Below are 23,999 nucleotides of genomic sequence, written 5' to 3' on the forward strand. Positions count from 1 at the left end.
CGGGCTTTTCAGTATCAGAGCTTGGCCGGTTCGAGCTTCGGCATCAGCAGATGCACGGCCAGAAGGGCGAGGAAGTAGCCCGTGGCGGCGTAGACGAAGATCGGCGTGTAGGAGCCGATTTTGTCGAGGACAAAGCCGGCATATTTGGCCATGGCCATGCCGCCGAAAGCTCCGAACATGCCGCCGATGCCGACGACCGAACCGACCGCGCCGTTCGGAAAAACATCCGACGGCAGGGTGTAGAGGTTGGCCGAGAAGCCTTGGTGCGCCGCTGTTGCCACGCCGATGATCAGCACCGCGACCCACAGATTGTCGGCCAGCGCCGCTACACCGACGGGCAGGGCCAGACAGGCGCAGAACAGCATGGTCACCTTGCGCGCCGCGTTGACGCTCCAGCCGCGCTTGATGAACTGCGACGACAGCCAGCCGCCGCCGACCGAACCGATGTCCGACAACAGGTAGATGGCGACCAGCGGCGGGCCGAAGGTCTTGAGGTCGAGGCCATGCCGTTTGTGCAGGAAATCCGGCAGCCAGAAAAGGAACATCCACCAGATGGGGTCGATCAGGAACTTGCCCAGCGCATAGCCCCAGGTTTCGCGGGTGCTCAGAACCTTGAGCCACGATACTTTTTGCACCGTGACGACCGGGTCCTGTTCGATGTGGTTCAGTTCCAGCGCATTGACCTTCTTGTGCTCGCGCGGGCGGCGGTATAGCACCCACCAGACGGGCAGCCACAAAAGGCCCACCACGCCGGTGAAGATAAAGGCCGCCTGCCAGCCGAAGGCCAGGGTGATGGCGGGTATGACCAGCGGCGTGACGATGGCGCCGATATTGGTGCCGGCGTTGAACAGGCCCATGGCGAAAGCGCGTTCGGACTTGGGGAACCATTCCGACACGGCCTTGACGCCGCCGGGAAAAGCCCCGCCTTCGCCGATGCCGAGGAAGACGCGGGCGAAGATGGCGTCTTTCAGCGAGGTCATGGCGGCGTGGCCGATATGGGCGGCCTGCCAGATCACGAAGGCCAGAGAGAAGCCCACGCGCGCACCGAAACGATCGACGATCTTGCCGAAGGCGAGATAGGAGAGGGCGTAGGCGAACTGAAACCAGAAAACGAGATCCGCGTAATCGATTTCACTCCAGCCAAATTCAGTCTGCAGCGTGGGCTTGAGCAGACTGACCGTCTGGCGGTCGACATAGTTGATGACCATGGCCGTGAACAGCAGCGTCACGACCAGCCAGCGGTAGCGTGTCGCTCCCGCCGGCGCGTTGGTGCCCGAAGGTGCCTGCATGGCGACGTCCTCCTACTTGTTGTCTTTATTGGCCGAATTGGCGTTGAGGGCGCCGATCAGCGATTTCATGTTGTCGATATAGACGCTGGTCGAAATGCCGATGACCGGCGTATCGGTGACGTAGGGCGAGGTGTCGGTCTTGTCGCCGACATGGGTCGAGCGGAAGTCGCCTTCGGCCGGAGTTTTCGATCCGTCGCCTGCATAGGGGTTGGAGGTCGATTTCAGTTGGGTCGGCCACCAGCCGTCCTTGTTCAGGCTCTTGACCAGTTGGTCGGTGGTTTCGGCATTGCGGGCGTGGTTGAGGTCGGAATCGCCGTGCGATTCGATCAAAAAATACCGCGGCAAGGGTTTGGCCGGGCCGGGTTTCAGCGGCGAATCCCTGGAGATTTCTTCCGGCGGAGTGGCCTTCAGCTTTTCATATTCCGCGCGCAGCTTCGGCACATTGACCGAACGCGTCGCGCCGTAATGGCGCAGCGTATTCTGAGGGTTGTAGTCGAAATAATAGCGGCCGTTGACGACGTTCGACCCTTCGCGGTGCACGTAGATCGCCTTGTTGGTGCCCAGTTCGACGAAGGTGGGATAGAGCGGCTTTTCGCCGGGGATGCGCACGGACTCAAGCCAGTCGAGCGCCGCCGGGATGGGCGTCAGGTATTTGGTGTCGCCGGTCAGGCGATAGAAGTTCATCAACTGACCGATGGCGCTGGCGGTGGTGTGCGACGACAGCGATTTCGGCTCGTACGTGCGGGCGGGGGCGGGCTTGAGATCGGTCGTGTATTGCAATGCCCATCCCGCCTGCGGCGCGCCGTTCTGCGCCAGAATATAGACGTTCATGCCGCGGTTGATGGCGTCGAGCACGCGGGTTTCGCCCAGCGCCTGATAGCAGAGCATCAGGAAGCGCACGTTGCCGGCGGCCACATCGTCGTTGAAGGTGATGTAGGAGGTATAGTCGGCATTGCCGTGGTGCGAGAATTCGTACTTCAGCGGATAGCGCTGCGGCCAGCCCCCATTGGGGTACTGGCTCTTGAGCACGAAGTCGATCGCCTTGTCGAGGACGGGCTTGTACTTCGGATCGTGCTTTTCGAGATAGACGCGCAGGATGAAGGTCATCGTCTCGATGGTGCCTTCGTCGTCATAGGTGGCGTTGCCCCAGTAGTGCTGGAACTCTTCCATGCGCCAGGCGTTCTTGCCGACCGTATCGTACCACTGCTTTGTCGAGGCTTCACCGCCGAAGTCGATGAAATAGTTCCAGCCGCCATTGTCCTGCTGACCGAAGATGAGGGCGGCGGCGGCCTTTTCGGCGGCGGTGTAGTAATAGTCGTCGCCGGTGGCGTGATAGGCGTCGAGAAAGAGGTGGCCCATGGTCGCCGTGCCCGGCGGCTGCACCCAGATCATGCTCGGCCGCGCCTCAAGCTCGCCCCAGCGGCGCGACATGTCAGGCAGGTAAGACCAGACATAGCCGCCATGGGTCGAGACCTTTTCGACCATGAATTCCGTAGCCCGGCGCATCGCCTTCTTAATGGCGCCGTCGGACGGCGCGGGGGCGGCCTGAACGGCGAAGGGGATGCTGAAAGCCAGTACGGCGCTTATGACGCTCAGCGAACGTGCAATCGATTTTACAAAATGACCCATAATTTGCGCGTCTTTCCCTTACTGTTCCGCCTGTTCTTATTGGTTGGTGCCACCTTATACGGTAATGACACCGGTTTCCAGTGCGCCAACATAAAAATTTACGAAAAGCGGGAGCGCACGCCCTGAGAAGCTGTCAGGGGCGCAGGGGATAGGGCGACAGGGCGGCGCTCAGACGTCCGATGCTCACGGGTTTGGACACCTGACCGTCCATACCGGCGTCGAGACACAAATGCCGCTCGTCGATCAGACCCTGAGGCGTCAGGCCGATGACCACGACCGCCGGGATGAGCCGCTTGCGTTCCAGATCGCGGATTTGCCGTGTGGTGCCGAAGCCGTCCATGTCCGGCAGGTCGATGCTCAGAAGCACAACCGACGCCCCATCTGTCAGCAGGTATTCCAGCAGGGACTGGCTCGTGGTCACGACGTGGGACGTCAGGCCGAGATTGTCCAGCAGTGTAGAGATCAGGTCGGCGCTGGGCGGGTGCGGTTCGGCCAGCAGGATCACGGGGGCGTCGGACGCCATGGACAGACCAGACCTTTCTATGGCCTTTTGGGGGAACGCGGTTTTATCGAAACCTTGCGACACTGTGCCTAGCCCGGCATGGCGGCATTGTATGTGCACTCGTACACATAGCTCCGTCAGATAGTTCCAAAAAACCGGTGGAGAAGAGCATGGACGCAGCGCATCCCGAATTTGTCAGAAGCAACCTCCTGATGGCTCTGCGGCCGGCCGACCGCATGCGGTTGCAGGAGAAGATGGAGACTATCGAGGCCGGGCGCGGCACGGTGCTGTTCAACAACGGGGATGTGGTGCGTCACGCCTGGTTCCCGCTGGGGGCGACGCTGGTCGGGTTCCGCGTGCTGCTCGACGACGGGCGCGGGGTGGAAACCGCGCTGGTCGGACGCGAGGGCGCGATCGGCGGCATCGTCAGTCAGGGTCGGCTCCCGGCCTTTTCCTGCGCCGAGGTGCAGTTTCCGGGCAAGCTGATGCGCATCGATCTGCAGGCCCTGGAAAAGTTGAAAACCGAATCCCTCACCCTGCGCTACTTCTTCGCCCGTTATGCCGACTGCCTGCTGGCGCAGGTGTTTCAATCGGTGGCCTGCAACGCCACCCACACGATCGAGCAGCGCGCGGCGCGCTGGCTGACCATGGCGCTCGACCGGACGGAGACCGCCACAATCCCGCTGACGCAGGATCAGTTGTCGTCTATGCTGGGGGTCGGGCGGGCCTATGTCAGCCGCGTGATGGGCGTACTGCAGCGCGACGGCCTGCTGGCGACCGTGCGCGGGCGGGTGGAAATCCGTGATCCGGCCGGACTGAGGCAACGCGCCTGCGGCTGCGGGGCGCAGGTCCGGGCCCATTTCGACGAGGTGCTGGCGGGAGTCTATCCGTCGAGCGCAGACAATGAGGTTTCGGCCAAGTGAAATTGCACGGCTATTTCCGTTCTTCCGCCGCCTGGCGCGTGCGTATCGCTCTGGCGCTGAAAGGCCTGTCCTGCGATCAGGTCGCGGTGCATCTGCGCCACGGCGATCAGCGTGCGCCGGCCTATCTGAAGATCAATCCGCAGGGGCTGGTCCCGGCGCTGGAAACCGATGACGGGGACATTCTCACCCAGTCTTTGGCCATCTGCGAATATCTCGATGAGATACAGGCGGAGCCCTTACTGCTGCCCGGCACAGCGCTGGAACGGGCGCGTATCCGCGCCTTCGCCTACGCCATCGCCTGCGAAATCCATCCGTTGCAGAACCTGCGCGTGCTCAACCGCCTCAAGGCGCTGGGGCAGGACGAAGACGGGGTAAAGGCCTGGGCGCGCGAGACGATCGCCACGGGCTTCGACGCCTGCGAGGCGCTGCTGGAGGGACAGGCCGGGCCCTACTGCTTCGGGGGGCAGATAACGCTGGCCGATGTGTTTCTGGTGCCGCAGATGGCCAATGCCCGGCGCTTCGGCGTCGAGCTGCGCTGGCCGCGCCTGCACGACGCCGAGGTCGCGTGTCTCGACCACGAGGCGTTCAGCGTAACGCACCCGGATCTGCAATGGGATGCGGAGTAATCTTCAGGCCGGATTGCTGTAGAGCCGGCCCTTTTCGGCCACAGCGATGATGGCGATGGCGGTCAGGCCGAGCCCCAGCGACGCCAGCGGCAGCAACCATACGCCGCCGGACCAGAACTGACCGATCCACGCCCCGATCAGGCCACCGCCGACCATCGACAGCACGCCCTGCAGCGACGCGGCGGTGCCGGCGACGTGGCCGACCTTTTCCATGGCGATGGCGGTGAAGTTCGAGGTGCACATGGCCATGCACATCATGGTCAGGCCCTGCAGGACGGTGAAGCTGATCAGGGTCTCGTAACCCAGCAAAGCCCAGACGACGTGGATGCTCGACAGCACGATCAGGGCGGTGAGCGAACGATGCGACATGCCGCGCGTCCCCAGCCGCTCGACCAGCTTGATATTGGTGAAGGCGCCCACCGCCATGGCCCCGGCGCACAGGGCGAAGACGAGGCCGAGATAGCCGGGCTGATGGAAAACCTCTTCGAAAATTTGCGGCATCATCGACAGGTAGCACAGGATCATAGCCGTCATTACCGTCACGGCCAGTCCGTAACCGAGCGAAGTGCGCTCGGATGCGATATAGCCGGCGACGCGCAGGAACTTGCCCGGTGAGGGGGCGAAGCGTTGATCTGCCGGCAGGGTTTCGGGCAGGCGCAGCCACACCCACAGGAAGACCAGAAGCCCCGCTACGGTCAGCATGAAGAAGATGCCGCGCCACGGAAAGCCCAGCATGATCAACTGGCCCAGGCTGGGGGCCATGATCGGCACGGCGAGGAAGATGACGTGCGAGGTGGACAGCACCTTGGCCATGCGCGCGCCGGAATAGAGGTCGCGGATGGCCGAGCGCGGGATGACATTGGCCGAGGCCGCCGCTACGCCCTGAAAGAAGCGCAGCAGGATCATGTGCTCAAGATCGGTGACCAGCGACACGGTCAGCGACAGAAGCACGTAGAGGGTCAGACCGCCCAGCAGCACGCGCCGGCGCCCCAGCCAGTCGGAAAGCGTGCCGCAGATGAATTGTCCGATGCCGATGCCCATGAAGAAGATCGAGATGATCAACTGCATGCGGTTGGCGTTGCTGATGCCGAAGTCCGCCGCCATCGCCGGCAGGGCGGGCAGCATGGTGTCCACGCTCAGCGCCGTCGCGGCCATGCAGGCGGCGATGATGGCGACGAATTCGGGGAACGGCGGGATGTCCTTCGGGGGGAGCTTGAACATGACGGGCCCCCTATACCTCCCGAAGGTTACGAAAGGAACGGTTAGTTTGAGAAAACCCATACCTCAGGAAAATGGGCTTCAGGAAAATTGGCCTTCAGGGCGATCTATGCCACACTGTGGGAATGCAATCCAAAGACATGGCGCTGATCCTGCTGGCCGCCGGACGGTCCCGGCGCTTCGACGACGAAGACAAGCTGATGGCCGATCTGGGGGGGCGGCCGCTGGGGCTGCACGCGGCCCGGCGGCTGTCCGCGCGCCTGTGGCAGCGCAAGCTGGCGATGGTGGGATCGGAGGGCCTGCGTCCGCAACTGGAAGCGCTGGGCTTCGAGACACTGACGCCCGCAGCGGGAAATGCCGGGATGGGCGACAATCTGGCTCTGGCGGCAAACTATCTGAGCGGCGGCGACGGGGCGCTGGTCTGTCTGGCCGACATGCCGTTCGTGCCCTTGACGCAGGTCGAGGCGCTGTTGTCGCGCCTCAACGGAAGTGCAAGCATCGCCATCAGCGCGACGGGCGGCCTCAAAAGTCCGCCGGTCGCCTTCGGTTCCGCGTACTTCAAGGCCTTGCAATCGTTATCGGGCGACGAAGGGGCGCGACGGATCATCGCCGCGAACCCCGTTGAAACAGCGGTGGTGGAAACCACCGCAGGGGCCCTGTTCGATATCGATACGCCGGACGATCTGGCGGCGGCGCGCAAACTGTGGTCTGGTATCCAGACATCATTCCAGGGCGGGGCATAGCCTGCCCGTTTACACACCATCGGATAATTCAGGGGAGGCTGCCTTGAAGTTCAGCATCAATGGTAAGGCGTACGAACAGGATCTGCCCGAAGACATGCCGCTCCTGTGGGCGTTGCGTGACGAATTCGGTTTGGTCGGCACCAAGTTCGGCTGCGGCGTCGCCCAGTGCGGGGCCTGTACGGTGCATGTGGACGGGACGCCGGTGCGCGCCTGCATCACGCCCGTCGGCTCCGTCGAAGGCAGCGCGGTGACCACAATCGAGGGCATAGGGGCAACGAAGGAAGGCAAGGCGCTGCAGGCGGCCTGGCTTGAGGTCGACGTCATGCAGTGCGGCTATTGTCAGGCGGGGCAGATCATGAGCGCCGCGGCCCTGCTGAAAGGCACGCCCAAACCGACCGATGAGGATATCGATGCGGCCATGGACGGCAATCTGTGCCGCTGCGCCACCTATACCCGCATCCGCTCGGCCATCAAGAAGGCGGCGGGCGTGGCCCTGACCGATACGCGGGAGGTATGATCATGAACGATATCAAGCTTTCACGCCGCCTGTTCGTGTCCGCCGGTCTGCTGGCCGGGGGCGGCTTCGTTCTGGGCTTCGGCGCGTCGCCGTCCGAGGCGCAGTCCGCCGCCGCGCAACTGACCGACTATGTGGCCGTCGCCGCCGACGGGACCGTGACCATCCGCGCCAAGAACCCGGAGGTGGGCCAGGGCGTCAAGACCATGCTGCCGATGATCATCGCCGAGGAGATGGAGGTCGACTGGGCGCAGGTGAAGGTCGAAACCGCGCCGCTCAATGAAAAGGCCTACGGGCCGCAGTTCGCGGGCGGCTCGATGACCACGCCGATGAACTACGACAATATGCGCCGGGCCGGCGCGGCGGTGCGCGCCATGTTCGTGCAAGCCGGGGCGCAGGCGCTGAATGTGCCGGCGGGCGAACTGACGGCCTCCAGAGGCGAGGTGATTCATAAGCCGACCGGCAAGCGCATCGGCTACGGCAAGCTGGCGGCAGCGGCGGCCAAGGTGTCCGTGCCGGACCTGACGACGGTGGCGCTGAAGGACCCCAAGACCTTTACCCTGATCGGGCAATTCAAAGGCGGCGTCGACAGCCCGAAAATCGTCAGGGGTGAGCCCATCTTCGGCATCGATACCGTTGTGCCGGGCATGAAATACGCCGTACTGGCCAAGCCGCCGGTCTATGGTGCGAAATTCAGATCGGCCAATCTGGACGCCGTGCGCAAGCTGCCCGGCGTGACGCAGGTGTTCACCCTGGAAGGTAAGGGCGATTTCCACGGCCTGCAGGACTGCGTGGCTATCGTCGCCGACAAGTGGTGGTACGCCAAGACGGCGCGCGATCAGCTTGAGGTCGTCTGGGACGAAAGCATAGGCACGCCGCACGACACGGCGACCTATGACGCGCAGGCAGCGAAGCTGCTGCCCGGCGAAGGCGAAGCCGTCCGCACCAAGGGCGACGTGAAGGCGGCGCTGATTGCGGCGAGCCAGACCATCGAGGCCGTTTACGAGACGCCCTTCATTCCGCACGTGCCGCTTGAGCCGCAGAACTGCACGGCGAAGGTGACCGCGGACGGCATCGAAATCTGGGCTCCGACCCAATTGCCCGGCGGTGGCCGGCGTCTGGTGTCGCAGGCCCTGGGCATACCCGAAGAGAAGATCACCGTGCACATGATCCGCGGTGGCGGTGGATTCGGGCGGCGGCTGGAAAACGACTACATGCTCGAAGCGGCCGCCGTGGCGCAGAAGGCCGGCGTGCCGGTCAAGCTGTTGTGGACGCGCGAAGACGATATCGCCTACGACTATTTCCGCCCCGGCAACTATCATCGCCTGCAGGCCGGTCTGGACAAGGCGGGCGGGCTGACGGCCTATCGCGCCCATGGCGTGACCTTCGGGCGCGACGGCAAGCCGGCGCAGGGCGCGGGCATCACGCCCGACGGCTTCGCCCAGATGACGGTCGCCAACTATCAGTTGGAGCAGTCGCTGATCGAGACCCTGATCCCGACCGGCTATCTGCGCGCGCCGTCGTCCAATTCGCTGGCCTATGTCCACGAATGCTTCCTCGATGAGGTGGCGCACGCGACGGACAAGGACCCGCTCGATTTCCGTCTGCAACTGGTCGAAGACGCGCTGAAAGCGTCTGCGGAGGCCCCGAAAGACGGGCGGGCCGCGGCCTACGACCTGAAGCGCATCAAGACCGTGCTGGAGACGCTGAAAATCCGTTCGGGCTGGGGTCAGACGAAGCCTAAACCGGGCGAAGGCTTCGGCGTGGCGACCTATTTCAGCCATCGCGGCTACTTTGCCGAGGTGGCCAAGGTGCGCGTCACCCCGCAAGGCGAATGGCGGGTGCTTAAGGTCTGGGTGGTCGGCGATGTCGGTTCGCAGATCATCAATCCGGCGGGCGCGATCAATCAGGTCGAGGGCTCGGTCATCGACGGCATCGGCGAACTGCGTCAGTTGATCACCTTCGAGAAGGGCCGCGCCGTGCAGAGCAACTTCCACGACGTGCCGCTGATGCGCATGTCCGAAGCGCCGCGCATCGACACCCACTTTATCCTCAGCGACAACCCGCCGACGGGATTGGGCGAGCCGGCCCTGCCGCCGGTCATCCCTGCCGTGTGCAACGCCATTTTCGCCGCCACCGGCGTGCGGGTGCGCAAACTGCCGCTGACGACGGAAGCGCTGGCAAAAAAGGCGTGAGCGACGTTCTGGACATCGCCGTCCCGCACTATGTCGACTATGTGCTCGATGATCTGTGGGCCTGGCGGCGCGAAGGGTTGGAGACCGCGCTTCTGACGCTTGTGGGCGTGGACGGTTCGTCGCCACGCCCGCTGGGCAGTCAGATCGCGGTGGCCAGTGACGGGCGCGCGATCGGAGCCATCACCGGCGGCTGCGCCGAACAGGCGCTGGTGCGCGATGCGCTGGCGGCCATGGCGCGCGGGCGCAACCATGTCGAACTCTATGGTGAAGGTTCGCGTTTCCGCGACATCGTGCTGCCGTGCGGATCGGGCATCCATGTTTGCTTTGACGTGACCTTACCCGACGACACGCTGAGGCAACTGGTCGTCGCGCGGCGTGAGCGGCGCGAAGCCGTCTATGCCTGCGAAGGGTCTGAGGGGCGGTTCCTACGGCCATACCAGCCTCAACCGCGTCTGCTGCTGGCCGGGCAGGGCGCGATCGTGCCGGTTCTGGCCGGTATGGCGCGTCTGAGCGAGTTTGCGGTGACGGTGGTGTCGCCGGACGAGACGACGCGCGAGCGCACCGCCGCCGATCTGATCCTGCCGCTGCGGCCGGGGATGGATTGGGAGGCGGCGTTGGTCGATGAGGCCACGGCGGTGGTTAGCCTGTTCCACGATCACGACTACGAACCGGATATACTCGCCGCGGCGTTGCGCTCTCAGGCCTTCTATATCGGCGCGCTGGGCAGCCGCCGCACCCACACCCGGCGTATCGAAACGCTGCGGGCGCAGGGCTGGCCGGAGACGCAGACCGCGCGCATCCACGGGCCGGTGGGTCTCGACATAGGCGCGAAGACCCCGCCGGAAATCGCCCTGTCGATCATGGGGGATGTCGTCAGGGCTTGGCGAGTTGGGGCGGTGTCCTGAGCTTTAATTGGCCTTCAGATAGGCAATGATGTCGGCGCGCTTCTTGGCGTCCTTGGTCGGGGCCATGGCCATGGTGTTGCCGGGCACGGCAGCCTTCGGATCGCTCAGGAACCTGTCCAGTTGCGCCTCGCTCCAGGCGGGGGCGGCCTTCATGGCGGCGGAATATTTGAACTTGGCGTCATTGGTGCCGGCCTTCTTGCCGACCACGCCGGCCAGAGACGGACCGATGCCTGTGGCGCTCGGCTTGACCGAATGGCACGACATGCAGGCCCCGAAGGCCTTCTTGCCGGCGACGGCGTCCTGAGCCTGTGCGGGCGTGACGCAGGCGACAAGTATTAGCGCGCCGGCAAGCGGTTTGAAATTGAGACGTTTAGACATGGCCATCCTGTGGGGTGAGGGCGGTTTCAGACCTATGTCTAAAAGGGCGTGGCGAAGTCGTAAACCCTGAAATCGACTTCACAGTAAAGCGAGGGCCAAACGCAAGAAAGGCCCCTTAAAAAGGGGCCTTTCTAAAGAGTTATGGCAGGTTTTAGAAACCGTAGCCGAACAGCCAATCCCACATGATATGCCTCACTATATACGCTCAAACAGCCCTATCGCTGTGAGAGTATGGTTAACATTTTCTAATATGGTTTACAAGCATTAACCAAGATTTTTTACGCGAGATTAACCCGCTTTTTCGCGCTACGGACGAAATTCACAATGAAATCAAGATGAGGACGGAATCGAAAGCGCGACACTACGCCGCTATGCCTGACGCCAAAGGTTAAAAAGGTCCGTTGCGGTTTAAAACCATGTCTAACGCGCAGGCACGTAAGTAAAAAAGACCCGCTGCCGGGCGGCAACGGGTCAAAATAATGACGTTACGTAAACTTTTGTCAGCCGTGGCGGAGCTGTTCGATCTCGGCGGCCATGCGCGCCAGGAAGGCCTTGGCGTCCATGGGGCGGGCAATGTAATAGCCCTGACCCATATCGCAGCCCATGCGCGTCAGCAGCGACAGCACTTGCAGTGTCTCGATGCCTTCGGCCACGGCCTTCATGCCCAGCGCGTGGGCCAATTGGATGGTCGACTTCATCACGGCGCGATCGGCCTTGTTGTCGCAGATGTCCTGCGTGAAGCGGCGATCGATCTTCAGTTCCGTCGCCGGGATCTTGCGCAGATATTCCAGCGTCGACAGGGCGGTGCCGTAGTCGTCGATCGACAGGCCTATGCCCATGGCGCGGAATTCGGCCATCAGCAGGCTGGGCATCTCGTTCTGCGCGATGGCGTGGGTTTCGGTCACTTCGAGGATCAGGCACGTCGGCGGCACCTGATGGCGGTCGATGGCGGCCTTGACCATGTCCATGATGGCGCGCGAGCCGAGCAGGCTGGGCGAGATGTTCACCGAGATGCGGAATTCCGGCTTGTTGACCAGCACCGTCTTGGCGACCTTAAGCGCGTCGTTGAGCACGAAGTCGGTCAGGCGGTCGATGCGTCCGTGGCGCTCGGCCATTTCGACGAATTCCAGCGGGCTGACGGGGCCGCGCGTCTCGTGCGTCCAGCGCACCAGCGCCTCTGCGCCCAGCAGTTCCTTGCTGTAGAGGTCCATCTTGGGCTGATAGGCGACCCAGATCTTGCCGGCATTGAGCGCATCGTCCAGTTCGCCCAGCAGCGACAGGTTCCATTCCTTCTCGCTGATCTGCGACGGATCGTGCAGACGCCAGCGCGTCCCGTCCTGTTCGGCGGAGTGGGCGGCGGCCAGCGCGCTGGTCAGGCGGTGCGACACGGGCAGGGTGAACTCGCGGTCCACGCCGAAGGAGATATCGACGTCGAAGGAGTTGCGCGCGAAACGGATGGGGCTGCGGAAGATGACGTGCAGGGCGGTGAACTGCTCGATCAGCAGGTCGTGGTCGTAGAGGTTCGACAGCCAGAAGAAGTTGCCGTCGTCGCCGTGATAGAGCTGCGCGCCGCCGGCGCCCAGTTCGAGACGCGCGACGATTTCCTTGACCAGCAGGCGCTCCGCTTCCGGCGGCAGAGCGCTGACCATTTCGGCGTAGCGGCGGATGCGCGCGGCGACCAGTTGACGCCCGTCGAGGCGGTCTTCGTGGCGGATGGCGTTAGGCGTATAGAGGCCGGACACGGGGTTGATGGTGCCGCCCTTCTTTTCCTGCGCGCCGAAGCGACGCCAAAGGCCATAGACGCCGGTCAGGAAGAGCAGGGTGACGCCGCCCATAATGTCAGCGAAGATATTGAAGCGCTCCAGCACACCCGGCACGATCAGCAGCACGGCTATGGCCCCTGCCAGCAGCAAAGGCTTGCCGCCTTTCAGGCGCGGGCTAAGCAGGGCGGCAGCCGTCAGCGCGGACAGCAGCCACGCGGGCAGCCAGCCGAGCTGCAGCGGGCGGCCGTGCTTCAGGGTTTCCGCGCCCATGACGACGACGGTGGCGGCGGGCGATTTGTGGCCCTGACCCAGGACGCGCATCTGCTCGCCCAGGCTGGGGGCATTAAAGCCGACGATGACATCCTTGCCCTTCAGTTCGCCGGGCGCGATCTTGCCGCTCAGCACGTCGGCGGCGCTGGCATAGGGTACGGTGCTGGAATCGAAGGCGTAGTTGATCGGGAATTTTTGCTGGGTGTCGCCATACACGCCCGACAAGACCGACTCGATGGAGTCGAGGGCCTGCCCCTCGACATTGGTCTTGTACGGCACGGAGGTGAAGCCGCCCCAGAAGGCGACCATGCGCACCAGTGAGACGGTCTGCGCGTCTTCGCGCAGGCGCTCCGGCGGCAGGACGTAACGGGTGCGTTTGCGGCCGAGGCGATAATCGGCCTTGGCCGAGACGAAGACCTGATCCGGATGACGGGCGAAAGTTTCGGCCAGCAGATTGTTCTGGGTTTCGCCCTGATCGGTCAGCGGCGTCATATAGAAGACGCGTCTGGCGCCGTCGGTGAACAGACGATCGGTCAGGCCGGCCATATGGGCGTGCTTCCACGGCCAGGGGCCAAGGGCGGACAGGGCCGGATCATCGACGCCGACCACGACGATTTCGCCGCTGACGGGCATCTTCTGAAAGGAATTGCGCGCGGCGCGCAGGAAAAGTTCCAGCGGCTGACCCGCTTCGATCACGGTCAGCAGAACAGAAAGAGCCAGCAGCACAATAAGGGCGCCCGATTTGCGGATGCGGTCCTTAAGCGAAGTCGCGGCGTTGGGTGACGTCATGATTCAATACCTCGGCCCGGTCACGCTAACGTCAATGTGTTAGTATTTTCCAAATGTTGTGGAATTTTTCGAGTGGAAAGCGAATATTCACGATTGGTTAACCATAATTATTGCTGTCAGTCGCGATGTAGTGTCTCTTTATTGCGCGTTTCGGGTGAAACTAGTCTTGCGATGTGAGATCGTGCGGTGGTTTATGGCCTTAGGCTCGGGGCGGAAGCAGCGCGGTTAATCTGTTGTAGTATCGATGCCACAGTCGGGCTTATTGACAGACAAAATTGCATCGGAGCGACGGCTTGGGCGCAGGGGGCGCGTATCAGCAGCAACTTGACCCGTAAGGGTTTGACGGCCTTTGCGTAAATAAAGACAAAGAAATTTCACAGATGAAAATGCCTCCCCTCAATGCCTCTCTTTTACTGGCGACCAGCGCCCTGACTCTGGTGTTGGCCGCGCCGGCTTCGGCTCAAAGCGCTGCGCCCGCCGCGCCAACGCCGCAACGCCAGGCCGCCGCACAGAAGCCGGCGCAGCCCTCTCCGGAAGACACCAGGGTCCCGGCCAAGCCAGCGGACGCTTCGAACGCAGGTGCGGGCGAAGCCGTAGAAACCGTTACGGTTACTGGTACGCGACCAACCTCGAAAATCGACCGGGATATCTACGACCCTAAGAACGACCCGGAAACGCCCGTTTCGAGTGCGGCCGACGCCCTGAATAAGGCGCCGGGTGTCAGCGTCGATGCCGAGGGTAACGTGACCTTACGCGGGAATTCCGGCGTACAGGTGCTGATCGACGGTAAGCCTTCGGCCATGATGCAGGGCGATTTCCGTGCGTCGACCCTCCAGTCTATGGCTGCCGGCGATATCGACTCTATTGAAGTCATGACCAACCCTTCGGCGCAGTTCGGCGCGGAAGGCAGCGCTGGCATCATCAATCTGGTGATGCGTCGAGATCGACGTCCGGGCAAGACTCTGCAGATCAATACGGCTGTCGGCAATGATGATCGCTACAATGCCGCGATCAACGGCGCGTATAACACCGGAAAGGTGACTTTTCAGAGTGGCCTGACGGTGCGCCGCGACGGTCGCGACGGGGAAGACACTTCGTTCCAAGAGCGCCTGAACGGAACCAACTCCACGCGCGAAGACCGTACCGGAAACCGCCGCGGACGCAACAACAGCTACGGCGTGGTTGCAGGGGCCGAATTCAATCTCAACGAAAAAGACACGGCCGGCATGCAGTTTCAGGTCGGTAAGAATGATGGCGAGAACGAGTCCATGCGCCGGACAACGTCGACGGGGGCATCAGCCTACACATCCGCCATTCAAAATCTCAGCGAAAATCAGAACGACACCTATTCGGCGCGTTTCAACTTCTCGCATAATGGCGACCTTGAGCGCGAGAATTTCAAAGCCGATGTGCGCCTGTCACGGGCTGACAGCAACGGCATTCAGTATGTCGATGAAGACTATGACTATATTTCGGGCACGCCGAGGGAAGATCGCCGTTATCGTCAGTTCAACGATCAGTCAAGCCGTAATATCGATGTAAGTTGGGACTATAACCGTCCCTTTGCCGGCGGCGAGTTGGTGGTCGGTATGGAGTTCGACATCAGCGAAACCGCTTTCGATAACCGCCGTTTCAATATCGATAAGACGAGCAATGTCTCGACCCTCGATACGCGATTGACCAATATGTTCGAATTGGATCAGGACGAGTCGGAAGCCTATATCACCTATCAGCGCGCCCTAGGGGACAAGTGGACGGTGCTGGGTGGTCTGCGCGCCGAAAACACGACGGTAACGATCAACCAGAAAACGACCAGCATCTATCGTGAAAACCGCTACACCAAGGTACACCCTAGCCTGACGGTACAATATATGCTGTCGGAACGCGGCAAGCTGAAATTCAGCTATTCCAAGCGTATCCGCCGTCCGCAGGCCAATGATCTCAATCCGTTCATTGTGTATAATGACGAACGCAATGCGCGTTCGGGCAATCCTAACCTGCTGCCGGAGCAAACCCATTCCTACGAACTGGGTTACGAATATAATCAGCGCAGCAAGGGGCTCACCTTTCAAGCCAAGCTTTTCCACCGTAAGTCCGAAGACATCTTTGTTAGCCGCAGCAGCTTCATCGACAATAACGTCCTGTTGACGACCCGCGAGAATGGCGGGGAAGGCACAGCAACAGGCATCGATCTCAACTTCAACGCCAAGCTGGGCAGCAAGCTCGATCTGAATCTGCAAAGCGTGGTCAGCCAGAATGAGCAGCCGCGTCGCTTCGGTTCGGCAGAAGGCGCTGTCGACAAGGCAAATTCCGTCAACGGGCGGGCCCGTGTAACCTACCGCGTTACACCGAAGGACACTCTGACCGCCATGATCAACGCACGCGGTAAGGAACTGACGGGGCAGGGCTATCGCGAACCGACCTACTTCACGATGATGAGCTATCGTCATAAGTTCAATAACCGCTATTCTATGACGTTCAACATCACCGATCCGTTCGAGATCAACAAGAACGTTACGATTACCGACACCGATACCATCAAGGCGCGCTCCGAAAGCAATGGCGGCGGCCGGGTCTTCTATATCGGCCTGCAGATCACGCCTTTCGCCCGCATTGGCGGACCATCGTCTGATCAGCCGCAGGACGGTCCGCGTATGCGGCAAGGCGGCATGCGCGAGGGGGGGAACTGGGGCGGTGGCGGAGGCAATGGCCCCGGCGGCGGTTTCTGAGTGTAAGAGAGGCGATGGTTGCGGCCATCGCCTTTTTCCTGGCCACCATCTCCCCGGAACGCGGGAGGCAAATCGGGTTGACCCCGTGCGCGGTTACCCTCTATGGTCGGGTAAGTTTGGGGGGTAGACGGGTTTTTCATGCGAGCGCCGGCCATCACGACCGAAGCCTCTGCCTCTGCGTCAGCCTCCGTGAGCGACGCAGCGCCCGCGGCGCAGGTCGCGACCGATCCCGGCAGCGTCACCGCCGCTGATGTCTCCTCCGCCGAAGCCCTGATCAAGGCCGTCAATGAAAAGGGTCTGTTGCAGACGCGCTTTTCGACGTCGCCGCCGCCCAGAGAAGCCGATTACGGCTGGCTCAAGGGCTTTCTGGAATGGCTGGGCGATATCGGCCGGTTCTTTGGAAAATTGCTGGAGCCCATCGCGCCGATCCTGGCGTGGCTCCTCTACCTGTTTCTGTTTGCGCTGGTCGTCCTGCTGCTGTCGCCGCTGGTGCGCGCCTTTATTGTCGGGAAGGTCGATCGCCTGTTTCAGCGCGACGGGCTGAAAGCCGATGCGCCGTGGCGACCGACCGCCGAAGCCGCCGCCGCCCTGATCGGGGAAATCGACGGCCTGGCCGAAAGGGGCGAGTACGACGAGGCGGTGCACCTGCTGCTCAAACGCTCGGTTGCCGATCTCAACGCCTATCGCCCCGATCTGGTGCGCAAGCACTATTCGGCGCGCGATATCGGCAAGCACCCGCTGCTGCCCGAAGACGCGCGTCCGGCCTTTGCCGAAATCACTCGCTGGGCCGAAAAGAGCTTCTTTGCCGGCATACCGGTCGGGCGTGAAGGTTTCGAGGCCTGCCGCAAGGCCTATGTCGATTTCGTCTCGTCCGAACACATGCCGAAGGGAGGCCACTGATGCGCCTGCCCTTCATCAAGAGGAATCTGCCGCCGGTCAGCCACTTCCTGCCGCTGATCGTCGGGGTGCTGATTGCCGGTCTGTTCCTGATGGTCGGGCTGGTGCTGATCACGCCGCATCTGGAGCCGGCCGGTCGCGGGCAGGCGGCTAATGTAACCGGCTATTCGGCGCAAGGTTTCAAGGGCTTACGCGACGTTCTTGAGGCAAAGGGCTATCGCACGACCCTGTCGCGTCAGGCCGCCGGTCCGCAGGCCAGGAGCGATCTGGTCATCGTCACCCTCGATTCCGACGCGGCCCTGTTCAACACCGATCCCGAATATACCGAACCGCAGCCGGTGCCGGAGGAGGGGGCGTCCTCAACGTCCGGCGTTCAGGCGTCCAGTGTTCAGGCGTCCAGTGTTCAGGCGTCCAGTGTTCAGGCGTCCGGCGCCACATCGGTCTCTTCGTCGTCTTCGTTCGATTCGTCCGCCATGGCGGAAAAGGTCAAGCAGGCGCAGGCCGAAGCCTCGGCTTCACGCGCGTCGCAGGATGCGTCCTCGACCTCGGTTCGGGCCGACGCGCCGGCTAAGGATGAGGACTATTGGCCGACCCCCAGCGCCGAAAAATCCGAACGCCTGCTGTATAAGCCCGTCGGCAAGGTCGTACTGGTCGTCGCGCCGAAATGGGCGGCGCGCCCCATGCCGTCACATCCGCGCTGGGATATAGATCCGAACTTCCAACGGCCCAGCCAGGTCTTTTCGCAACTGACGCTTCTGTCGCCTGTGCAGAAGCAGGCGATGCGCGAAGACGGCGAAACGCGCTACCGTATCACCTATCAACGATTGAATTACGGTCTCGGCCGCGCGCCGATGGCCAAATACAAATCCTATGCGCTGGTGCCTGCGGCGGGGCAATCGACAATCACCAAGGCCTATACCAGCGGACGCATTCGCGGCCTGCAATCGCTGACCGGCCCGAACCTGACGCCTCTGCTGCTGGGGCCGGACGGTGAGGTGCTCTTGTCGCGCGTCAATCCCATGCCCGGCGAAAAGCCGTTCAGCACGCCGGTCTATCTGCTCAGCGAGCCGGACCTGATGGACAATCAGATGCTGGCTGACGCCGAGCGCGTGGCGGGCGCTTTGTCAATCATTGAGGCGATTGCGCCCGGCGCGAAGAGCGTCGCCTTCGATATCACCTTCAACGATCTGGCCTACGAGCAGGACCTGCTGCACCACGTGGCGCGCGCGCCGTTCATCGGCGTGCCTCTGGCGCTGCTGGTGCTGGCTCTGGCCATGCTGTGGTCGGCCTGTTCGCGCTTCGGCCCGGCGCATGATCCGTCGACCGACACGCCGCACGGTCGCGGTGTCACTGTGCTGGCCGACAATGCCGCGCGCCTGATCGCCAAGGCGGGACGTGAACCGAAGCTGGCCCCGGCCTATGCCCAACTGGTCCGTGATCAGGCCCTGAAAGCGCTCGGCCTCAACCGCCACAGCGCCGCGCCGGACGATCTGGCCGAACGCCTGAGCGAAAAGCACAATACCCCGGAACGCTACAGCACCCTCAGGGCCGAGGCGGACCGTATTTCCAATCCCATGCAACTTCTGACCTGGGCGCGCCGTCTGCACGCCTGGAAGCACCAGATAACGGAGCGCTAGATGCAGATTTCCGACGTTCACAGCCTGTCGGCCCGCCTCAAGGGTGAAATCGGCAAGGTCATCATCGGTCAGGCCGATACGGTCGAACTGATGCTCACCGCCCTGTTTTCCGGCGGCCATGTGCTGCTCGAAGGGCCTCCGGGCACGGCCAAGACCCTGCTGGCGCGGGCCTTCTGCCGCTCGCTGTCCTTGCGCTTCGGGCGCATCCAGTTCACGCCGGACATGCTGCCGGCGGATATTCTGGGGTCGAACCTGTTCAACTTTCAGACCTCGTCCTTCTCGCTGACCAAGGGGCCGATCTTCTGTGACCTGCTGCTGGCCGACGAAATCAACCGTACGCCGCCCAAGACGCAGGCCGCCCTGCTCGAAGCCATGCAGGAACGCAAGGTGACGCTCGACGGCACGCGCTACGACCTGGGCGAGCGCTTCATGGTCATCGCGACTCAGAACCCGATCGAGCAGCAGGGCACCTATCCGCTGCCCGAGGCGCAACTCGACCGCTTCCTGTTCAAACACATTCTCGGCTATCCGTCGGTGTCGGAAGAACGCCGCATCATCGACGAAGCCGGCAATTCGGCGGTCACGCTCGATCCGGAACAGGCGGGCATCGAGGCGGTGCTGGACGCCGCGACCCTAGCCGAAGCCATCCGCGTGGTGACGACGGTGCGGCTGAACGACGCCAATCTCGACTATATCGTCGACCTGATCCGGGCGACGCGCGACAGCCCGGCTCTGGCCGTTGGAGCCTCGCCGCGTTCGGGGGCGCTTCTGGCGCGGGCGGCGCGGGCGCGGGCGACGCTCGACGGGCGCGACTACGTCCTGCCCGACGACATCAAGGCCCTGTACCTGCCGTCCATGCGTCACCGCGTCCTGCTGTCGCCGTCGGCCGAGATCGAGGGGCAGAGCGTCGACAGCGTCCTGCAGGGCCTTCTGGAGCGTATCGAGATCCCCAGATGATCCATCCCACCCCGCGCCTGATCCGGATACTGATCGCCTGCGTCCTTCTGGGCGCGGGGCTGGTCTTTGTCGCGCCCGTCTTCTGGTGGGCGATGCCGGTGATCATGCTGGGGTTGATGGCGCTGGCGGTGTTCGAAGGGGCCTTCGCGCCGCTGCCGTCGCATCTGGCGCTGGACATCCGCCTGCCGCGCCGCATCGGCGTCGCACGCGACCACGTCTTCGACTACGCCGTCCGGTTCAAGACCCGCGCCCCCAGCCGTCTGGAAATCCGCTGGGGGGTGTCGCCGCGACTGGAGACCCCGCAGGCCGGATTGACCCTTCTGCCCGAAGCGAGCGCTTTCAAAGGCGTTCTATACCTGCGCGCTTCGTCGCGCGGCAAGGCGGCGGTCGAGACGGCGCACCTGCGTTGGAGCGGCTGGCTGGGGCTGGGCTATGTGCAGAAGGTCGTCAAACTCAATGCCGAAATGGTGGTCACGCCGGATATCGAGGGCGTGCAGCAGGACGCGGCGGCGCTGTTTTCGCGCGATTCCGTCTATGGGGTGCGAGTGCAGAACCAGTTGCACAATGGTTCCGAATACCACGCGCTGCGCGAATACGACTCGTCGCAGGATCACCGCCGCATCGACTGGCGCTCGTCGGCGCGTCACCTGAAACTGCTGTCGCGTGAGTTTCAGACCGAGCGCAATCACCATATCGTGCTGGCCTTCGACACCGGCCGGTTGATGGGTGAGCCGCTGCTGCGCGTCAAGAAGATCGACCGCGCCCTCTATTCCGGCCTGCTGCTGGGCTACTGCGCGCTGAAGATCGGCGACAATGTGCGCTCCTTCGCCTTTGCCGCACGACCGTACCATAATGCGCCGCTGCTGGCCGGGACGCAGGCCTATGAGACGCTGAAGGCGCAGTTGTCGGGCCTCGACGATCTGCCGGAAGAAACCAATCACACGCTGGCCTTGGCCGATCTGGGGTCGAAGATCGCGCGGCGTTCGCTGATCGTGCTGTTCACCGACTTCATCGACGAAATCAGCGCTGACCTGATGCTCGAAGCCTTGCAGCGCCTGTCGAAGAAGCATCTTATCGTTTTCGTCGCCTTCCGCGACGAGGTGCTGGAGGGGCTGGCGGCTTCCGAGCCGCAGGGTGCCGACGACATCACCCGCGCCATTTTCGCCCGCCGCTTACTGCAACAGCGCGAGACCGTCCACGCCACCCTGCGCCGCTACGGCATTGAGGTGCTGGAACCGACGACCGAGGCCATGGCCGTGCAACTGGTGCTCAAATATCTTGAGATGAAACGGGAGGACCGTCTGTGAGCGAGCCCGCCACCGAAAAACCGCCGCTGCAGCTCAAGAGCCAGAAGTTCCGCGAAGCGCGCGAAAAGGACTGGAAGGCGCTGGCCAAACAGGTCGACCGCGCCGAAAACGGCGGTTTGGGCAAGTTCACGACTGAGGAACTGCTGGACCTGCCGGTGCTCTACCGTTCCACCGTCTCGTCCCTGTCCATGGCGCAGTCGATCTCGCTCGACCGCAACCTGATCGGCTTTCTTCAGGCCTTGTGTGCGCGGGCCTATGTCTACATGTACGGCCCCCATGCCCGGCCCGGAGTCATCGCGCGCAACTTTTTCCTGCGCGAACTGCCGCGTTCGGTGCGCGCCCTGTGGGGCGAACTGGCCCTGTCCTTCCTCTGTCTGGCCTTGGGGATTCTGGGCGGTATCCTGATGTGCATGGCCGACCCTAGCTGGTACGATCCGCTGGTCGGCGGTATGTCTCAGGGCCGCGACCTCAACGCCAGCGCCGATAACCTGCGCAAGACCATCAGCGGGGCGGAAGACGGAGAGCCCCTGGCGGCCTTTTCGGTCTTCCTGATGACGCATAACACCAAGGTCACACTCATGGCGTTCGCGCTGGGGGTGATCGGCGGTCTGCCGACGGCTTTCCTGATGATCGTGTTCGGCATGTCGCTGGGGGCGATGGTGTGGCTGTTTGCCTCGCACGGTCTGGGGGTCGATTTCGTGGCTTGGCTGTCGATCCACGGCACGACCGAACTGGCGGCGGTCGTCATCGGGGCCGCCGCGGGCTTCCATCTGGCGCGGCGCATCATGTTCCCCGGTCATCTGACGCGCAAGGCGGCTTTGTCCCAGGCCGGGCGGCTGGCCGGGACGGCCATGATGGGGGCCATGCTGATGCTGATTATCGCCGGTTTTATCGAAGGCGTGGCGCGGCAGACCGTGACCGAAATGTGGGCGCGCTTCACCTTCGGCGGTGTGATGCTGGCCTTCTGGCTGGCCTACTATATCGGCATGGGCCGCGAACGTCGTCCGCCTGCGCAGGAGGTCAGCCGTGGCGAAGCGTGACCTGATGAAGGGCGGGGCTGCCACTCTGCCGCCGCTGCAGGGCCCGGTGACACCCGTGACGACCCCCGAAGGCGTGGTTCTGTCCTTCCGCACGGCGTCCTTTGCGGCGCGGCTGGGGGCGCTGGTCATCGACTTCCTGATTATCATACTGGCGCCGGTAGCGCTGGTATTGCTCTATTTCATCCTGCCGTTCGAGCACCTTAAACTGGACGGTGCGAAGATGGATCATCCCGTCATTCAGGCGATGATGATTCTGTTCGTGCTGATCGGCTTCTTCCTGCGTTCGGGCTATTTCATGTTCTTCGAACTGGGACCCCGCGCGGCGACGCCGGGCAAGCGCCTCATGAAGATCCGCGTGATCTCCCACGATGGCGGGCACCTGTCGCCGGCGGGCGTCATCACGCGCAACGCCTTGCGCGAGGTGGAACTGTACCTGCCGATGACCCTGGCGTTTCAGGCCAGCGTCGTCGGCGGCTGGCTGGCGCTGGTGGCACTTCTGTGGACGCTTATTCTGGCGCTGCTGCCGTTGTTCAACGCGTCACGGGCGCGGCTGGGCGATTTTCTGGGCGGGACTCGCGTCGTCTATGTGCCGCGTGAGAAACTCAGCTTCGATCTGGCCGAACAGGTGCACGCCACGCCCTCGGCGCTGATCTTTACCCCTGAGCAGATAAGCGTCTATGGCGAGAAGGAACTGGGCGTGCTGGAAGAGGTGCTGCGCGAACGGCGCGCGCCGACAATGCGCGCCGTGGCCGACCGCATCAAGACGCGCATCGGCTGGGTGACGCCGAAGGCGGTGACCGAGATTCCGTCGGATGAGGCCTTCCTCAGCGCCTATTACGCCGCGCTGCGCGCCCAGCTTGAGGGGCGTATGCTGATGGGCCGCCGCCGCAAGGACAAGTTCGACGAATAAAGGCGTTTCAGGCGAACACGTCTGCGGCGCTTTCGGCCGGTTTGCCTTCCTTGGCCTCGCGCAGGCAGACATAGGCCGCGACGCTGAACACCAGCGTGAAAACATCGCCCATGGCGTTGATCAGGCCCGAAACCGCCAGAAACACGGGCTGCGCCAGTTCCTGTCCCACATATTCCAGCGGCGCTTCGGCGATGCCGGTGAGGACTCCCTGTAACACGCCTACGCAGATGAACAGCCCCAGCAATGCCCAGCGATTGTCCCTGGTCAGCGCGAAGCTGCGCTTTATGGCGCCGATGATGCCTATGCCGCCTTCGGCGACATAGGCCGTGCAGGCGACCGAGGTGGCCTGCATCAGGATGATGCCCGGAATGATGAGCAAAAGGAAGCCGCAGATGTTCATCAGCATGCACAGGGCCGTGACGATCAGCAGCGGGACGATATTGATCAGGCTGCGCCCCAATGCATCTGACAACCGGAATTCGCTGCGCGCCAGGCCGGTGACGGCGATCTCGGTAATGATCGAATAGTTGATCATGTAGAGGGCGAGCCCTACCAGGGCATAGCCGGCCACGGGCCCGAAATTGCTGAACAGCGATTCGTACAGATTGTTGTCGACTTCGGCGGCCAGATCGGAAAGGAATACCGCGCCCAGCATGGACGGCACGCCAAGAATGAAAAAGGCGGTGCCGAAGATCACCACGAAATGGCGGCCCAGCAGATCGAAAGCGCGGCTGAAAATGGCTGTGAACATTGATCTTTCCCCCTGATGGGGAAGATT

General features: G+C 62.8%; 20 protein-coding genes. 13 read left to right on the forward strand and 7 right to left on the reverse strand.

All coding sequences use genetic code 11. The features are described 5' to 3' along the window. Window positions 1–14 precede the first annotated feature (14 nt). The 3 genes from LH365_RS15975 to LH365_RS15985 all read right to left on the reverse strand — a co-directional run bounded on the left by LH365_RS15975 (window position 15) and on the right by LH365_RS15985 (window position 3,441). A complete protein-coding gene (locus LH365_RS15975; RefSeq protein WP_226745556.1) occupies window positions 15–1,289 on the reverse strand; it encodes an MFS transporter in 1,275 nt (424 codons plus the stop codon). A 12-nt stretch (window positions 1,290–1,301) separates the two neighbouring features. Then, window positions 1,302–2,918, reverse strand: a complete 1,617-nt coding sequence (locus tag LH365_RS15980; RefSeq protein WP_226745557.1) for a pectate lyase — start codon at window positions 2,916–2,918, stop codon at window positions 1,302–1,304. 133 nt (window positions 2,919–3,051) lie between these two features. Further along, a complete protein-coding gene (locus tag LH365_RS15985) occupies window positions 3,052–3,441 on the reverse strand; it encodes a response regulator (RefSeq protein WP_226745558.1) in 390 nt (129 codons plus the stop codon). 191 nt (window positions 3,442–3,632) lie between these two features. Between LH365_RS15985 and LH365_RS15990 the strand changes: the two genes are divergently transcribed. Both LH365_RS15990 and maiA read left to right on the forward strand, forming a co-directional pair. After that, window positions 3,633–4,343: a Crp/Fnr family transcriptional regulator gene (locus tag LH365_RS15990; protein ID WP_226745559.1), complete on the forward strand. Its 711-nt coding sequence runs from the start codon at window positions 3,633–3,635 to the stop codon at window positions 4,341–4,343. After that, window positions 4,340–4,969 carry a maleylacetoacetate isomerase gene (maiA, locus tag LH365_RS15995; RefSeq protein ID WP_226745560.1) on the forward strand — a complete coding sequence of 210 codons (630 nt, stop codon included), beginning with the start codon at window positions 4,340–4,342 and terminating at the stop codon, window positions 4,967–4,969. The genes LH365_RS15990 and maiA overlap by 4 nt, the downstream gene beginning before the upstream one ends. A gap of 3 nt (window positions 4,970–4,972) precedes the next feature. Here maiA and LH365_RS16000 read toward each other — a convergent pair whose 3' ends face one another. Next, complete coding sequence (locus LH365_RS16000; RefSeq protein ID WP_226745561.1) at window positions 4,973–6,190, reverse strand: multidrug effflux MFS transporter; 1,218 nt, start codon at window positions 6,188–6,190, stop codon at window positions 4,973–4,975. A 122-nt stretch (window positions 6,191–6,312) separates the two neighbouring features. On the opposite strand from LH365_RS16000, the gene LH365_RS16005 reads away from it, so the two are divergent. The 4 genes from LH365_RS16005 to LH365_RS16020 all read left to right on the forward strand — a co-directional run bounded on the left by LH365_RS16005 (window position 6,313) and on the right by LH365_RS16020 (window position 10,544). Next, on the forward strand, window positions 6,313–6,930 hold the full coding sequence (locus tag LH365_RS16005; RefSeq protein ID WP_226745562.1) for an NTP transferase domain-containing protein: 618 nt from the start codon (window positions 6,313–6,315) through the stop codon (window positions 6,928–6,930). 94 nt (window positions 6,931–7,024) lie between these two features. Next, a complete protein-coding gene (locus LH365_RS16010; protein WP_255606790.1) occupies window positions 7,025–7,447 on the forward strand; it encodes a (2Fe-2S)-binding protein in 423 nt (140 codons plus the stop codon). 2 nt (window positions 7,448–7,449) lie between these two features. Further along, complete coding sequence (locus LH365_RS16015; RefSeq protein ID WP_226745564.1) at window positions 7,450–9,639, forward strand: xanthine dehydrogenase family protein molybdopterin-binding subunit; 2,190 nt, start codon at window positions 7,450–7,452, stop codon at window positions 9,637–9,639. Then, window positions 9,636–10,544 (forward strand): XdhC family protein, encoded by a 909-nt coding sequence (locus LH365_RS16020; protein WP_226745565.1) that lies wholly within the window; start codon window positions 9,636–9,638, stop codon window positions 10,542–10,544. Before LH365_RS16015 ends, LH365_RS16020 begins: the two co-directional genes overlap by 4 nt. Window positions 10,545–10,547: 3 nt before the next feature. Here the strand turns inward: LH365_RS16020 and LH365_RS16025 are convergent, their stop codons facing one another. Both LH365_RS16025 and LH365_RS16030 read right to left on the reverse strand, forming a co-directional pair. Continuing rightward, on the reverse strand, window positions 10,548–10,922 hold the full coding sequence (locus LH365_RS16025) for a cytochrome c family protein (protein WP_226745566.1): 375 nt from the start codon (window positions 10,920–10,922) through the stop codon (window positions 10,548–10,550). 500 nt (window positions 10,923–11,422) lie between these two features. Next, window positions 11,423–13,744: an EAL domain-containing protein gene (locus LH365_RS16030; protein ID WP_226745567.1), complete on the reverse strand. Its 2,322-nt coding sequence runs from the start codon at window positions 13,742–13,744 to the stop codon at window positions 11,423–11,425. Window positions 13,745–14,124: 380 nt separating this feature from the next. On the opposite strand from LH365_RS16030, the gene LH365_RS16035 reads away from it, so the two are divergent. The 7 genes from LH365_RS16035 to LH365_RS16065 all read left to right on the forward strand — a co-directional run bounded on the left by LH365_RS16035 (window position 14,125) and on the right by LH365_RS16065 (window position 23,221). Continuing rightward, complete coding sequence (locus LH365_RS16035) at window positions 14,125–16,473, forward strand: TonB-dependent receptor (protein WP_226745568.1); 2,349 nt, start codon at window positions 14,125–14,127, stop codon at window positions 16,471–16,473. A gap of 138 nt (window positions 16,474–16,611) precedes the next feature. Next, a complete protein-coding gene (locus LH365_RS16040; RefSeq protein WP_226745569.1) occupies window positions 16,612–17,373 on the forward strand; it encodes a hypothetical protein in 762 nt (253 codons plus the stop codon). Then, window positions 17,373–19,007, forward strand: a complete 1,635-nt coding sequence (locus LH365_RS16045; RefSeq protein ID WP_226745570.1) for a hypothetical protein — start codon at window positions 17,373–17,375, stop codon at window positions 19,005–19,007. Before LH365_RS16040 ends, LH365_RS16045 begins: the two co-directional genes overlap by 1 nt. Then, a complete protein-coding gene (locus LH365_RS16050) occupies window positions 19,008–19,964 on the forward strand; it encodes a MoxR family ATPase (RefSeq protein WP_226745571.1) in 957 nt (318 codons plus the stop codon). Next, complete coding sequence (locus LH365_RS16055) at window positions 19,961–21,271, forward strand: DUF58 domain-containing protein (protein WP_226745572.1); 1,311 nt, start codon at window positions 19,961–19,963, stop codon at window positions 21,269–21,271. The genes LH365_RS16050 and LH365_RS16055 overlap by 4 nt, the downstream gene beginning before the upstream one ends. Continuing rightward, window positions 21,268–22,311, forward strand: coding sequence for a stage II sporulation protein M (locus LH365_RS16060; protein ID WP_226745573.1), 1,044 nt, complete (start codon window positions 21,268–21,270; stop codon window positions 22,309–22,311). The genes LH365_RS16055 and LH365_RS16060 overlap by 4 nt, the downstream gene beginning before the upstream one ends. Next, complete coding sequence (locus LH365_RS16065) at window positions 22,298–23,221, forward strand: RDD family protein (protein WP_226745574.1); 924 nt, start codon at window positions 22,298–22,300, stop codon at window positions 23,219–23,221. The genes LH365_RS16060 and LH365_RS16065 overlap by 14 nt, the downstream gene beginning before the upstream one ends. Before the next feature lie 7 nt (window positions 23,222–23,228). On the opposite strand, the gene LH365_RS16070 is transcribed toward LH365_RS16065, so the two are convergent. Then, entirely contained in the window at window positions 23,229–23,972 is a 744-nt protein-coding gene (locus tag LH365_RS16070) for a hypothetical protein (protein WP_226745575.1), read from the reverse strand. Between the last annotated feature and the right edge of the window lie 27 nt (window positions 23,973–23,999).

Origin of the sequence: Asticcacaulis sp. AND118 (genome assembly GCF_020535245.1) — a bacterium.
Taxonomy (GTDB): domain Bacteria; phylum Pseudomonadota; class Alphaproteobacteria; order Caulobacterales; family Caulobacteraceae; genus Asticcacaulis.